Origin of the sequence: Parahaliea maris, from assembly GCF_008064665.1 — a bacterium.
Lineage (GTDB): Bacteria > Pseudomonadota > Gammaproteobacteria > Pseudomonadales > Halieaceae > Parahaliea > Parahaliea maris.
The window spans coordinates 53,849-67,074 of record NZ_VRZA01000009.1 but is presented as its reverse complement, the minus strand read 5'-3'; the positions used below and the strand labels follow the sequence as shown (position 1 = coordinate 67,074).

The 13,226-nt window shown below is 64.1% G+C and carries 11 protein-coding genes; 7 read left to right on the top strand and 4 right to left on the bottom strand.

Features of this window, described 5'->3' with window-relative positions:
* Positions 1-7 precede the first annotated feature (7 nt).
* Entirely contained in the window at positions 8-1,549 is a 1,542-nt protein-coding gene (locus FV139_RS19160; RefSeq protein ID WP_148070103.1) for an aldehyde dehydrogenase family protein, read from the bottom strand.
* Between the two features lie 166 nt (positions 1,550-1,715).
* Between FV139_RS19160 and FV139_RS19155 the strand changes: the two genes are divergently transcribed.
* Together FV139_RS19155 and FV139_RS19150 are read left to right on the top strand one after the other, a co-directional pair.
* Positions 1,716-2,552: a ZIP family metal transporter gene (locus FV139_RS19155; RefSeq protein WP_148070102.1), complete on the top strand. Its 837-nt coding sequence runs from the start codon at positions 1,716-1,718 to the stop codon at positions 2,550-2,552.
* An 11-nt stretch (positions 2,553-2,563) separates the two neighbouring features.
* Complete coding sequence (locus FV139_RS19150) at positions 2,564-3,016, top strand: methyltransferase family protein (RefSeq protein WP_148070101.1); 453 nt, start codon at positions 2,564-2,566, stop codon at positions 3,014-3,016.
* Positions 3,017-3,064: 48 nt separating this feature from the next.
* Here the strand turns inward: FV139_RS19150 and hemH are convergent, their stop codons facing one another.
* The gene (hemH, locus tag FV139_RS19145) at positions 3,065-4,084 is read right to left on the bottom strand and encodes a ferrochelatase (protein WP_148070100.1); all 1,020 of its coding nucleotides are present in this window, start codon (positions 4,082-4,084) and stop codon (positions 3,065-3,067) included.
* A gap of 246 nt (positions 4,085-4,330) precedes the next feature.
* Here hemH and FV139_RS19140 point away from each other — a divergent pair, with 246 nt between their 5' ends.
* The 5 genes from FV139_RS19140 to FV139_RS19120 all read left to right on the top strand — a co-directional run bounded on the left by FV139_RS19140 (position 4,331) and on the right by FV139_RS19120 (position 9,503).
* Positions 4,331-4,675, top strand: coding sequence for a UrcA family protein (locus tag FV139_RS19140; protein ID WP_148070099.1), 345 nt, complete (start codon positions 4,331-4,333; stop codon positions 4,673-4,675).
* 259 nt (positions 4,676-4,934) lie between these two features.
* Positions 4,935-6,365, top strand: coding sequence for an amidohydrolase (locus FV139_RS19135; protein WP_148070098.1), 1,431 nt, complete (start codon positions 4,935-4,937; stop codon positions 6,363-6,365).
* A 44-nt stretch (positions 6,366-6,409) separates the two neighbouring features.
* On the top strand, positions 6,410-7,210 hold the full coding sequence (locus tag FV139_RS19130; RefSeq protein WP_148070097.1) for a glucose 1-dehydrogenase: 801 nt from the start codon (positions 6,410-6,412) through the stop codon (positions 7,208-7,210).
* A gap of 62 nt (positions 7,211-7,272) precedes the next feature.
* A complete protein-coding gene (locus tag FV139_RS19125; RefSeq protein WP_148070096.1) occupies positions 7,273-7,722 on the top strand; it encodes a MarR family winged helix-turn-helix transcriptional regulator in 450 nt (149 codons plus the stop codon).
* Between the two features lie 35 nt (positions 7,723-7,757).
* Entirely contained in the window at positions 7,758-9,503 is a 1,746-nt protein-coding gene (locus FV139_RS19120) for an aromatic amino acid hydroxylase (protein ID WP_148070095.1), read from the top strand.
* A gap of 69 nt (positions 9,504-9,572) precedes the next feature.
* On the opposite strand, the gene FV139_RS19115 is transcribed toward FV139_RS19120, so the two are convergent.
* The gene (locus FV139_RS19115) at positions 9,573-11,018 is read right to left on the bottom strand and encodes a peroxidase family protein (RefSeq protein WP_213004181.1); all 1,446 of its coding nucleotides are present in this window, start codon (positions 11,016-11,018) and stop codon (positions 9,573-9,575) included.
* Positions 11,019-11,243: 225 nt separating this feature from the next.
* Positions 11,244-13,226 (bottom strand): acetyl/propionyl/methylcrotonyl-CoA carboxylase subunit alpha, encoded by a 1,983-nt coding sequence (locus FV139_RS19110; protein ID WP_148070094.1) that lies wholly within the window; start codon positions 13,224-13,226, stop codon positions 11,244-11,246.

Genomic DNA, 13,226 nt, shown 5'->3' with positions numbered 1-13,226 from the left:
TGCAAATTTACGCGAGCCATTTCCCCAGCGGCGTCTTGCGCCACAGGAAGTCCATCAACTTGCGCATGCCCTCGGCGCTCTCGGCGCTGTTGGGGTAGGCGTTGGGCATTTTGCCGCCGAAGCGGTCCACCACAATCGGCATTTCGTGGCAGTAGCCGCGCATCCCCTTCTTGCCGTTCACCTGGCCAACGCCGGATTGCTTGCGCCCCCCGAAGGGGGCCGTGGGAATCCCGTAGCTCAGGGCCATATCATTGATGCTGCAGGAGCCGGTGTCGATGGCGGCGGCCAGCCTGAGGCCCTTGTCCTTGTCCCTGGTCCATACATTGCCGTTGAGCCCGAACTCGGAGTCGTTGGCCAGGCGCAGGGCTTCTTCTTCGTCGGCGACTTTCTGGATGCACAGAATGGGGCCAAAAGTCTCATGGTTCATGATGTCCATGGTGTTATCGACATCGGTCATCACGGTGGGCTCGTAGTAGAGGCCGTGCAGGTCCGGGTTGCGACGCCCGCCCTGGTGGATGGTGGCGCCCCTGGCGCGGGCGTCCTCCACGTGGGCTTCGATGATCGCCAGTTGCCGGTCCCAGAATACCGCGCCGACGTCCTCCGCCCAGCCGTGCTGGTTGCCCTGGCGCACCTGCCTGCCTTTTTCCAGCACGAGGCGCAGAAATTCGTCGTACACCGATGCCACCACGTAGATGCGCTCGGTGCCGCAGCAGTAGTGACCGGTGTTCATACAGGAGCCCAGCCAGGCGCCGTCCGCCGCGCGGTCCAGGTCGGCGTCAGCGCAGACGATCATGGCGTCGTTGCCGCCGAGTTCCAGGGTGCAGGGAATGAGTTGGCTGGCGCAGGCTTCGGCCACCTTGCGGCCGGTGGCGACACTGCCGGTGAAGGACACCTTGTCGACACCGCCGCGCACGATGGCGGCGCCGGTTTCGCCATCTCCCAGCAGTACCTGCAAGACCCCTTCGGGCAGGCCTGCGTCGCGCAGGATGGTCTCGGCCAGTTTGGCGGAGTAGGGGGTGACCTCGGAACCCTTGGCTACCACCGCGTTGCCGGCCAGCAGGGCCTGTACGGCCTGGTTCATGACCAGCACGAAGGGACCATTCCAGGGGGTGATCAGCCCCACCACGCCCAGTGGCTTGTAGCGGATATGCAGTTGCTTGGCGATACCCATGATACCGGGCACCCGCCGCTTGCGCGGCTTCAGGAATTCCTCCGCGTGCTTGGCGTAGTAGCACAGCGAGTCGGCCACCGAGTAGATTTCCATGCTCATGGCGTCGGCCCGGGCCTTGCCGGTCTCGGCCACCACGGTGTCGATGATTTCGTCCTGGCGCTCCAGCACCAGTTGCAGGGCGCGCTCGGCAACCTTCGCCCGTTCGCGAATCGGGGTGGCGGCCCAGGCCGGCTGTGCTCGCCGGGCCAGGGCGATGGCGTCAGCCACATCCTCGGCGTTGGCACAGATCAATTCTCCCGTGGGCTCGAGCGTGACCGGGCTGCGCAACTGCAGGTGGCGGCGGGAATCGCTGGATTCGATGGGCTCGTAAATGGCCATGGTAGGGCTCCGGATGGTCTGTTATGCGGCCAAACTAATAACCATTAGTCTGGCTGTCAATGTCATCCCGGATCAGGGGATTGGCCGGACTGGTCATGCTTCACATTACAGCCGACCGGTAAATATGGAATAATCGCGCGCTTGCCCCAACAGCCCCGGATACTCGATGTCGGTGTCGCCCACCCTCCTGCTCAGTCTGTACTGCCTCGCCATTGCCGCCTTCTCGCTGCTGGGTGGGTTGCTGCCCAACTGGGTGCAGATGACCCATACCCGTACCCAGCTCATCATGAGCTTTGTGTCGGGCCTGATGCTGGGTGTCGCCTTCTATCATCTGTTGCCCCACAGCATGGCACTGCAGGGCGGCAGCCACGCCGCCGATGTTTCGGTGTGGTGGCTGATGATCGGCCTGGTCACCATGCTGCTGCTGTTGCGGATGTTCCATTTCCACCAGCACGACTTCAGCCACGAAGAAGACGATCATCACCACCACGAATCCGCTTCGGTTCACAGCCTGAGCTGGGTGGGCATTGCCCTCGGCCTGGGCCTGCATACGCTGATCGACGGGGTGGCGCTGGGTGCCGTGCTGCAGGGCGAGGTATCCGGACACGGGCTGGCGGGGCTGTTGGGAGTGGGGGTGTTTCTCGCCATTCTGCTGCACAAGCCGCTGGATGCCATGTCCATCATCACCGTGATGGAGGCGGGTGGCTGGAGCGCCGCGGCCCGCAAGTGGGCGAATCTGTTGTTCGCCCTGATGTGCCCGCTGGGCGCTCTGCTGTTCTTTTTCGGCGTCGATCTGCTGGGTGAAGCCCGCGACTACGGGGTCGCGGTGGCGCTGGCTTTTTCCGCCGGGGCCTTCATCTGTATCGCCCTCAGTGACCTGTTGCCCGAGGTCCACTTCCACAGTCACGACCGGGGCAAACTCACCCTGGCGTTTATCGCCGGCATCGTCCTGGCCTATGGCATCGGCAGCCTGGAACCTGTCTCGGCCCATCTCGGACACTGAGGAGCGACGGCATGGCCCACAAGCGCATTATCTATCCGCCCATGTGGCTTGTGATCGGGGTGGTCCTGATCTTTACCCTGAACGAATACCTGCCGGGCCCCCGCTTTACCGGCCTCGCCAGCCAGCTGGCTGGCGGTGCCCTGCTGGTGGCGGGATTGGCCATCCTGGTGATTGCCGGCGGCCTGTTCCAGCGCGCGGGGACCGACATGATTCCCTTTCGCGAGGTCAGCGCCCTGGTCACCGGCGGGGTTTACGCCTTCACGCGCAACCCCATGTACCTGGGCATGGCCCTGGTGCTGCTGGGTACTGCAGTCACCGTGGGGGCCAGCACCGCGCTGGTGATACCCCCACTGTTCATGGTCATCATCGAGTGGCGTTACATTCGCCCGGAAGAGGTCCTGCTCAGGGAGCTTTTTCCGCAGGAGTATCCCGCGTACTGTGCCAGGGTCCGGCGCTGGTTGTAGTCGCAGCGGCCGTGCCGGGAGTGGCTGTCGCTTCGACCCGGTTCTGATTCAGGGCAGCCAGCCCCCCAGGTTGCCCGCTACGATTTGGCGCAGCGCCTCGATATGTGCGGGCCCGGCATTAAGGCAGGGAATGTACTCGTAGCGCTCACCGCCCGCCTCCAGGAAGTAGTCCCGGTTTTCAATGCCGATTTCCTCCACGGTTTCCAGGCAGTCCGAGGAAAAGCCCGGGCAGAGAATCTGCAGGGAGCGGATTCCCTGGCCCGGCAGGCTTTTCAGGGTCTCGTCGGTATAGGGCTGTAGCCACGGGTCGCGCCCGAAGCGTGACTGGAAGCTGACGTCCCAGTCACTGTCTGCCAGGCCCAGGGCCTGCGCTACCAGACGGGAGGTGGCCAGGCACTGGTCGTAGTAGGGGTCCCCCTTGTCCACGTAGCTCTGTGGCTCACCGTGGTAGGAAAACTGCAGGCGCTGGGCCCGTTCGTGCTGTTCCCAGTGCTGGCGCACGCTGTCGGCCAGCGCCTCGATATAGGCGGGATGGTCATGGTAGTCGCTGATGAACCGCGTTTCCGGTAACCAGCGGCGGGCCTGGAAGTCCGCGGCCAGCGCATCGAAGGTGGAGGCGGTGGTGGGGCCGCTGTACTGGGGGTAGAGCGGCAGCACCACCAGCCGACGGGCGCCCCGTTGCCACAGGGCTTCGATGCCTTCGCCGATCGCCGGCGAGCCGTAGCGCATGGCGAACTCCACCACCACGTCGTCGCCGTATGTTTTTGCCAGCGCTGCCTGCAGGCCCCCGGCCTGGTCGCGGGTATTCAGCAGCAGTGGCGAACCCTCGTCGGTCCACACCTCGCGGTAGGCGGCGGCGGAACGGGAGGGGCGCACATTGAGGATGATGCCGTTGAGAATGAACCACCACAGCAGGCGCGGTACCTCCACCACCCTCGGGTCGGACAGGAACTGTTTCAGGTAGCGTCGCAAAGCGCCTGTAGTGGGGGCATCGGGCGTGCCCAGGTTGGTGATCAGCACGCCCACGGGGCCGCGATTCGAACTGCTTGCCGAAATTGTTGAACTCATACTGTGCCGCTGGCTGGAGAGTGGGTGTCAATATACGGTGCCGTGGAACACAAGCCAAATCGGGCACTGCCCGTGGCAGCTTGTCGTCGCATTGTCTCAGTTCATCGCTCGCCACCATCGCTTCACCGAAGTGCTGTTTCGGCGCGAGGCGGCTTCTCCTAATGTGATCACCAAGGGCGGCACACAGACAGCGCGCCCCTCGCGGCAAGACGCCGTATACAACCTGACAAGGTAGGGAGAACAGCAATGAACATGGCGCGTATCAGCAAACAGTTTCTGGCAGGCAGCGCAGCGGCACTGGCCCTGCTGACTTTCCAGGCCCAGGCCGACACCTACAGCGAAACGCTGGTGAAGTCCGAGGCGGTTCGCACCGCGACGGTCAACTACGATGATCTCGACCTGACTTCCAGCAAGGGTCAGGAGAGCCTCTACTACCGCATCAGTGCAGCGGCGCGTGATGTTTGCGGCTCCAGCGACTACCGCATCACCGGCGACCTCGGGACTGCCGCCGACAATGAGGCCTGTTACGAGCGGGCGGTGAATGATGCCCTGAGCCAGATCAACGCCGGCAGGGTGGCCAGCACCGACTGATCGCCCGGCACCGAATTCGTCCCGCAACCCCTGGCAGGACGATGTCGACGAGGTTCGCCTCGTCATGCGCCGGGCGCCCCATCCCGGCTCTCCCGTTCGGGCCGGTGGCTTTGCATGCGCCACCGGCCCGGCGCTCGTCGCGCCTGACAGCTCCCGCTCACCGGTAAATGCCCTCACTCACTGTCCTCCACTCACCGTCTGTGCTGGACTGCCCCCGCAGTGGTAAGGTGTGCCCCTGAAATGCACATTGAGGACGCCCATGCCACGTTTTACATCTCTCGCCGCGGGGCTGCTGCTGTCAGCCGCATCCCTGACCAGCGCAGCCGCCTCCGGCGACAGCATGCTGGAATACCTGAACCGGCACGCCGGGGATTACGCCGATATCGCCGATGCTATCTGGGACAACGCCGAGCTCGGCTACCAGGAAACCAAAAGCTCCACCCTGCTGCGCGAGACCCTGGCGGGAGAGGGGTTTGCGATCGAAACGGGTGTCGCCGGAATCCCCACTGCCTTCGTGGCCAGTTACGGTAAAGGCGGGCCAGTCATCGCTCTGCTGGCAGAGTTTGATGCCCTGCCGGGAATCTCCCAATCCGCCAACCCGGTGCGCGAGGAAGTCGAGGGTAAAAACGCCGGCCACGCCTGTGGCCATCACCTGTTTGGCGCTGGCTCGGTTGCCGCCGCCACCGCGGTAAAGCGCTGGCTGGAGCAGAACGACATTCCCGGTACCGTCCGCCTGTACGGCACCCCGGCCGAGGAGGGTGGTAGTGGCAAGGTCTACATGGTGCGAGCCGGCCTGTTTGACGATGTCGATGCGGTGCTGGTCTGGCACCCGGGTGATCGCAATACCTCGGACCCGGCGACCAGCCTGGCCAACAAGTCGGCCAAGTTCCGCTTCTATGGCCAGTCCTCCCACGCTGCGGTCGCCCCCGAGCGCGGGCGGTCGGCGCTGGATGGTGTGGAGGCCATGAATTTCATGGTGAACATGATGCGTGAGCACGTGCCCCAGGAGTCGCGCATACATTACGTGATTACCAGTGGCGGCTCGGCACCCAACGTGGTGCCGGATTTCGCCGAGGTGTTTTATTACGTGCGGCACCCCAAGGCAGCTGAGCTGCAAAAAATCTGGACCCGGGTCATGGCCGCGGCCGAAGGCGCGGCCCAGGGCACCGGCACCCGGCTGGAGGCCGAGGTCATCCACGGTAATCACAGCATGCTGCCCAACGAGACGCTGGCGACGGCCATGCACAAGCGCCTGGAGGAAGTGGGCGGTGTGCAGTACGACGCCGCCGAGCGGGCCTACGCCGACAAGATCAGCAAAACACTCAACCTGAGTGAAGACCTCACCGGTATGGAGGCCCGGGTGGAACCGATGGAGTTCATCCAGGGCATGGGCTCCACCGACGTCGGCGATGTCAGCTGGCAGGTGCCCACGGTGGAGATGGGTGCGGCCACCTGGGTTCCCGGAACGGCTCCCCATAGCTGGCAGGCTATTGCCGCCGGCGGCATGTCGATTGGCCACAAGGGGATGATGGTAGCGGCCAAGACCATGGCGCTCACCGCGGCGGACCTGTACCAGAATCCGCAACTGCTGAAAGCGGCACAGGAAGAATTCGAGCAGCGCCGGGGCAAGGATTTCCACTACGAGGCCCTGCTGGGTGACCGGGCGCCGCCGCTGGATTACCGCAAGTAACGCACAACGGGAACATTCCTGTCTGACCCCGAGGGGAGGTGACGATGGCTCTGCTGGATAAATTCCGCCTGGATGGCAAGGTGGCACTGATCACCGGTGGCGGCAAGGGTATCGGCGCAGGTTGTGCCCGGGCCTTTGCTGAAGTGGGGGCCCGGGTGGTCATCGCCGCCCGTACCCGCAGCGATCTCGACCGGGTCGCCGCGGAAGTGGCAGAACTCGGCAGCGAGGCGCTGGTGGTCGAGGCGGATGTGATGCAGTTCGACCAGCTGCGTGCGCTGGGGCCGAAGGCCATGGAACATTTCGGGCGCCTCGATATCCTCGTCAACAATGCCGGAGGCTTCCCTCCGAAACCTGCGGCGCAGATCAGCGCCGAAGAGTTTGAGCAGACTTTCCGTTTCAACGTGAGTACGGCTTACGAGCTCAGCCGTGTCTGTGCGCCGCTGATGGTGGAGTCTGTTGGAAGCGGTTGCATCCTGAATATCTCCTCGGTTGCCGGGCGATATCCCACGCCCTGTTTCAGCGCCTACGGCACGGCCAAGGCGGCCATGTCATTTCTCACCCGGGAACTGGCGCAGGAGTACGCGCCGAAGGTCCGGGTCAATGCCATTGCCGTGGGCTCGACCAAAACGGACGCGTTGAATCTGGTGCTCACCGATGAAGTGGAGCGCACGATGGTCGAACTCACACCCATGGCCCGCCTGGGAGAGGTGGAGGACGTCGCCGTGGGTGCCCTTTATCTGTGCTCGCCGGCCGCGGCGTATGTCACCGGCGATGTGCTGGGAGTGAACGGTGGCCTTGAGCGTCTCAATATGCAGATGCCCCGCGCCTGGGGCGGGGTGGGGTAAGGACATGGTTTCAATTGTAACTAGTGACGCCGCTGGCTATACTCCGGGGATGGTTGAAGACAATGGATGACAAGCTCAGTCTGCAGCAGTTTCTGCCCTACCGGTGCAACAGCCTGGCCCAGCGGATCAGTGTGTCCCTGTCGCGCATCTACGTGCGGCAATTCGGGATTACGGTTCCTGAGTGGCGGGCACTGGTGGCGCTGGCAGAATACGGTGAACTGCAGTCCAAGCAGATAGCGGCACACACCAGCATGGACAAGGTGCGGGTGTCCCGCGCCGTGGCCATCATGACGGAGAAGGGGCTGCTGAACCGTCGCCCCTGTGACCGGGACAGCCGCGCGGCCTTCCTCACCCTGACCGAGGCAGGCCTGGAACTGTACCGCCGCATTGTGCCCGAAGCCCTGGACTGGGAGGAGCGCCTGCTGGCACCCCTGTCGGAGCAGGAGCAGGCCACGCTGTTTGGTCTGCTGGACAAGCTGGATACCAGGCTGGCGGAGCTGTCGTCCGATTGAGCACAGGGCCTGCGGGCCCCTGCGGAGTTATCGGAATGAAGCAAGAGTCAATCGTGGCGAGCCTGCCTGCTCACCTGCGCCCCTTTGTACAGATCCAGGATTACGGCCACTACACACCGCGCGACCAGGCTGTGTGGCGCTTCATCATGCGCCAGCTCACCCGCCAGCTGCAGGACAGTGCCCACCCGGTTTACAGGGAGGGGCTGGCGCGAACCGGCATTGCCCTCGATCACATTCCCTCTATCGATGAAATGAACGAGGCCCTGGCCGCCCTCGGCTGGAGCGCGGTGGTGGTCAACGGCTTCATTCCCCCCGCCATTTTCATGGAATTCCAGGCCCTGAAGATTCTGGTGATTGCCCTGGATATGCGCAGCGTGGATCACATCTTCTACACTCCCGCGCCGGATATCGTCCACGAGTCTGCGGGTCATGCCCCCTTTATCGTCGACGTGGACTACGCCGAATTCCTACAGCGCTTCGGCGAGGTGGGCATGAAGGCTATCTCCACCGCCTACGACTTCGAGGTCTATGAGGCCGTGCGCGAGCTGTCCATCGTCAAGGAGTGCCCGGCGAGTACCGAGGCCGATATCCAGCGCAGCCAGGAGCACCTGGAGGCGGTGCTGGCACGGGAGGAATCACCTTCGGAGGCGGCCCTGCTGACCCGCCTGCACTGGTGGACCGTCGAGTACGGCCTGGTGGGCGAAGTGGACGATTACCGCATTTTTGGCGCCGGGCTGTTGTCCTCCCTGGGGGAGAGCCAGCACTGCCTGGACGACCAGCGGGTGGCGAAACTACCGCTGACTGTGAACGCGGTTGAATTTCCCTATGACATCACTTCGGAACAGCCGCAGCTGTTCGTCACCAAGAGTTGTCGCCACCTGAGCCAGGTGCTGGAGGAATTCGCTGCGGGCATGTGCTTCCGCCGCGGTGGCGCTGATTCCCTGCGCAAGGCCATCGAGGCCGGGACGGTGTGCACCGCCCAGTTTGATTCCGGCATGCAGGTGAGCGGGCGCATGGTCGAGGTCATGTGTGACGCGGTGGGCAACCCGGTCTACCTGCGTACCGAAGGTCCAACCCAGCTGGCATGGCGAGACCGCGAAATCTATGGCCAGGGTATCGAAGCCCACCCGGAAGGCTTCGGCTCCCCGGTCGGGCTGTTGAAGGACTTCAGCCGCTGTCTGTCGGATTACACAGTAGACGAGCTGAAGGCCCACGATATCCGGATCGGAGAGCGGGTAACCCTGGAGTTCCTTTCGGGGGTGATCGTGGTCGGGGAACTCCGAAACATCGTCCGCCAGGAGCACCGCAACCTGATCCTGAGCTTCGAGGATTGCCGGGTCACGGACCTGCGCGGCAGGGTGCTGTTTGATCCCGCCTGGGGTCGTTACGACATGGCGGTGGGGGCGCGGGTTGACTCAGTATTTGGTGGCACAGCAGATCGCGATTGCTACCGTTTGTACGATGCTCCTGCCAGTAGCGCTCCGCCGGTTGTTGTACAGGATGAGGCTGTAATGGCACTGTACAAGCGGGTCGAGGACGCAGCCTGTGGGGGGGGCATTGACTGGCGGGCTCTGGCCACAGACTGTTTGGACTGTCCGGACGAGTGGCTGTTGCACTACGAGTTGTTGCAGGCGCTTCCAGCGGAGCACGGTGAGGCCGTGTGGCGGCACTCGCTTTTGCAGGCGATGTCTGCGAATGCGGTGCGACACCCCGACCGGGCAGAGTTGATTGAAATGGCGGCGGCAGAGCTCCCGGAGCAGGCACACGCCCGGGCGTCCTGACCGCAGGGTAAAGGTCCGTGGTGAGCGCCACTCTCACCACGGCTCGCGCACCTGAAATTTCTTTTATTGTCAGGGGAGCGCGCTGGAGTTTGTGCTTGCCAATAGCTTGCCGATGCTGTCGTAGGCGGGGTCAGGAACCCAGTTGCGATTGCTTCCCAGGAAGCTGTGTTCGTCCAACTCCAGTAAACCGATCAGTACTTCGGCCACGATGCGTGCGCCAGTCGGGCCAAGACCCTCTCCCTTGTCGAAGGTTCCGGCACTGGTTTCACGGCCGATGACCTCCGCCTCCGCCAGCACATAGAGCCATAGGGGGGCGCCGCTGTGTAATGGGGGATAGTTCAGTCCGGCGTGGCTGATGGCCGCGGCGGAGAGGTCCTCGACTTTGTCCAGCACCAGCTCGATTTCGCTTTCCGGCCGATCGCAGACACTGGCTACCGCTTCGCCCGCAGGCAGCAGAAAGACATTGCCGCGCAGCAGGTTGCGACTGGCCAGTGAGGCTTCACCACTGGTGACGAAGGGCAGATTGAGGAGGTCTGACGCCATTTTGGTGTCGAGTTTCTCCGCCCGCTGCACCACCCTGCCCTCGGGGGTGTCGAACAGTTCGTGCCAGTCCACCAGGGCCTGGAGGCTGCCCACGGGGGTGAACCCCAGGCCGAGGGTGGCGCCGAAAAACTCGTAGCTGCTGCCGCCCTGCTGCACCTGCAGCTTCATCGGCACCATGGAGTGGCCGAAACGGTAGGCGGCGACGGCAAATTCCACCGGAATATAGGGTTGCTCGACATGGCAGTACAGCTCGCGGCCGTGGCAGAGGATGCTGTCCACCACCGGGCGGCCGCACATGGCGACGAGGAAGTCGAACACCACACACCACTGGTAGTGCCAAGTGACGTAGCGCCTTGCTTCCTCGAACAGGTGGGCACCGGTAAGCGTGGGGTCTGCCGCCTGCATGTCGTCGCATACGGCGTTGTGGAACTTGATCATGGCGAGCTGCAGCTGGCTGACGATGCGGTTTTCATCATTGCGGGGGTCGCCGATCATGGCGCGGTTGTTGGCGGAGCGCAGCAGGTCGTTGGCGACCTCCGGCGTGGCGCCGCTGACGTCGGCGCCGGTCAACATGCGCGCGCCGTCGCCGGCATACAGGTATGGCTGGGCTTCCGGACCGGCGCCGTAGATGCAGTCCAGGTCGAGGCGCGGCGTGCGGGCATTGGGAATGTCGTCGGCTACCTGGTTGCTCACCAGGCTAGAGGTGACATCGAGGGTAATGTCATGGTCGATAAACTGCCCGAAAATAACCTGCCCCACCGGCACGGTCTGGGTGCGAGTACTGCTACTGCCGCTGCCGCCATCCATCGGACCTCCCGCGCTGCCAATAGCCCGTAACAGGTCGGCGGCGACGTAGTTGGGTGGTAGGTGTGGAAGCATGCGGCCAAAGCGCTCTTCCCTTTGTTGTTGGTGGCCGGGGTGGCAGTAGCGGGCCATACCGGGTAGTTCGTTCATTCCGTGATGTGCTGGCATGCTGATCTCCTTTCACAGTTGACTGTGCACCGTCGCGTAGAGGTGAAAAGGCGACAGCGACACTTTTTTCCGTCCATTGCCTTGTGTTGGGTGCCCCCGGACCGGACGAGGTGTCTGGCGGCTCAGGGAAAGCTAGGTCGATGGCGAAAAGCTGCCGGAAAAAGCGGGAGAACTGTGGCCGAATTCACAATGTTTGGCTCTGTGCGCTACTAAGGGGAGTGATCGCTAGGTGATTTCCAGCAGGACCGCGCCCGCTGCCACCTGCTCACCCGCGCCGACCATGACCCGGGACACTGTTCCGGCGATCTCGGCGCAAAGCCGGTGTTCCATTTTCATGGCCTCGATGACGGCCAGTTCAGCGCCCACCTCTACCTGTTCTCCCTCGGAGACATTCAGGGCCAACACCGAACCGTGCATGGGCGCGGTCACCGTGCCGCTGCCGCTGTCGCCTGCCAGCGCCAGTGCGGCGGACAGGGTGTTGCACAGTAGCGCGGCACGACCCCGCCACTGCACGGCCACTTCCCCGGGGCCGGGGAAGCTGTAAACGAGATCGAACTGGTGGCCGTCGAGGTCAACCCTGGCGCAACCTGGCTCGGTCTCCGCCAGCCATTGCAAGCGGTGCTCTGTATCCGCGAGTGTCAGGCAGTAGTGGTCGGCGCAGCGCTCTTCGACCGCAACGGAGGTTCCCCCATCCTTGTCAGCGTCTGCATAGGCGAAGGGGGTACTGAGGCGGCGGTTGCCGCTCCAGCCACCGATGCCGGTCCTGTGGCGCGCTGTGCCTGCCTGCCGGGCCTGCTCCCGGTATTGCAGACAGGCGCCCAGCAACAGATGGGTGGCCGTGGGTCGGGGTGGTCGGTAGCCCTGGGGGAACTGCTCGGCGATAAAGGCTGTCGTCGCTTCCCCGGCCGCGAATACCGGGTGCTCGATAACGTCCAGCAGGAATTCACGGTTGTTGGGCAGCCCCAGCAGTGCGGTGCTGCGCAGGGCCCGGGCGAGCCGGCGACGAGCGGTTTCCCGGTCCGGACCGCTGGCGATCAGTTTGGCGACCAGCGGGTCGTAGAAGGGGGACACGACCTGGCCCGGCACCAGGCCGTGATCTACGCGTACACCAGCCCCTGAGGGCGGGTGCCAGCGCTGGGCGGTGCCGGCTGCGGGCAGGAAGTCATTTTCGCTGTCCTCGGCGTAGAGCCGTACCTCGATGGCGTGCCCGCTCAGGCTGACGTCATCCTGGGACAGCGGCAGTGCTTCACCCTGGGCGATCCGCAGCTGCAGGGCCACCAGGTCGAGGCCGGTAATCAGCTCGGTGACCGGGTGTTCCACCTGCAGCCGGGTGTTCATTTCCAGGAAGTAGAAGCTGCCGTCACCGCCGAGCAGGAATTCCACCGTGCCGGCACCGATATAGTCGATGCTGCGGGCGGCCTCCACGGCGGCCCGTCCCATGGCGGCGCGCTGATCGCTACTCAATACGGGGCAGGGCGCTTCCTCCACGACTTTCTGGTGGCGCCGCTGCACCGAGCAGTCGCGTTCGCCGAGGTGAATGACGTTGCCATGCTCGTCGCCGAATACCTGTACCTCCACGTGGCGGGGTTGCTGCACGGCCTTCTCCAGGATGAGTTCCCCGGAGCCGAAGGCGTTCTCCGCTTCCGAGCGGGCAGACGCCAGGGCTGTGGCCAGGTCGTCGAGGTTCTCTACCAGGCGCATACCCCGGCCACCGCCACCCGCGGCCGCCTTTACCATCAGTGGAACACCGATATCGGCTGCGGCTGCCTGCAAGGTGGCGTCGCCCTGCTCCGGCGACTGGTAACCGGGGATGCAGGGGACGCCCGCCTCGAGCATCAGGCGCTTGGCGGCGCCCTTGTTGCCCATGGCGTCGATGGCCTCAGCGGATGGGCCGATGAACACCAGGCCGGCTTCCGCACAGGCCCTGGCGAAGTCGGCGTTCTCCGACAGGAAGCCGTAACCCGGATGGACCGCCTCGGCGTGGGTTTGCTGTGCCGCCGCCAGAATACGTTGCGGATCCAGGTAAGAGTCCTTCACGGGCGCCGGCCCGATCAGGACCGCCTCGTCCGCCAGTTGCACATGGGGGGCCAGGGCGTCCGCCTCGGAATACACGGCGATGGTGCGATAGCCCAATTCGCGGGCGGTGCGGATGACGCGGACGGCGATCTCCCCGCGGTTGGCCACCAGTACGCTACTGAAACGATTCAT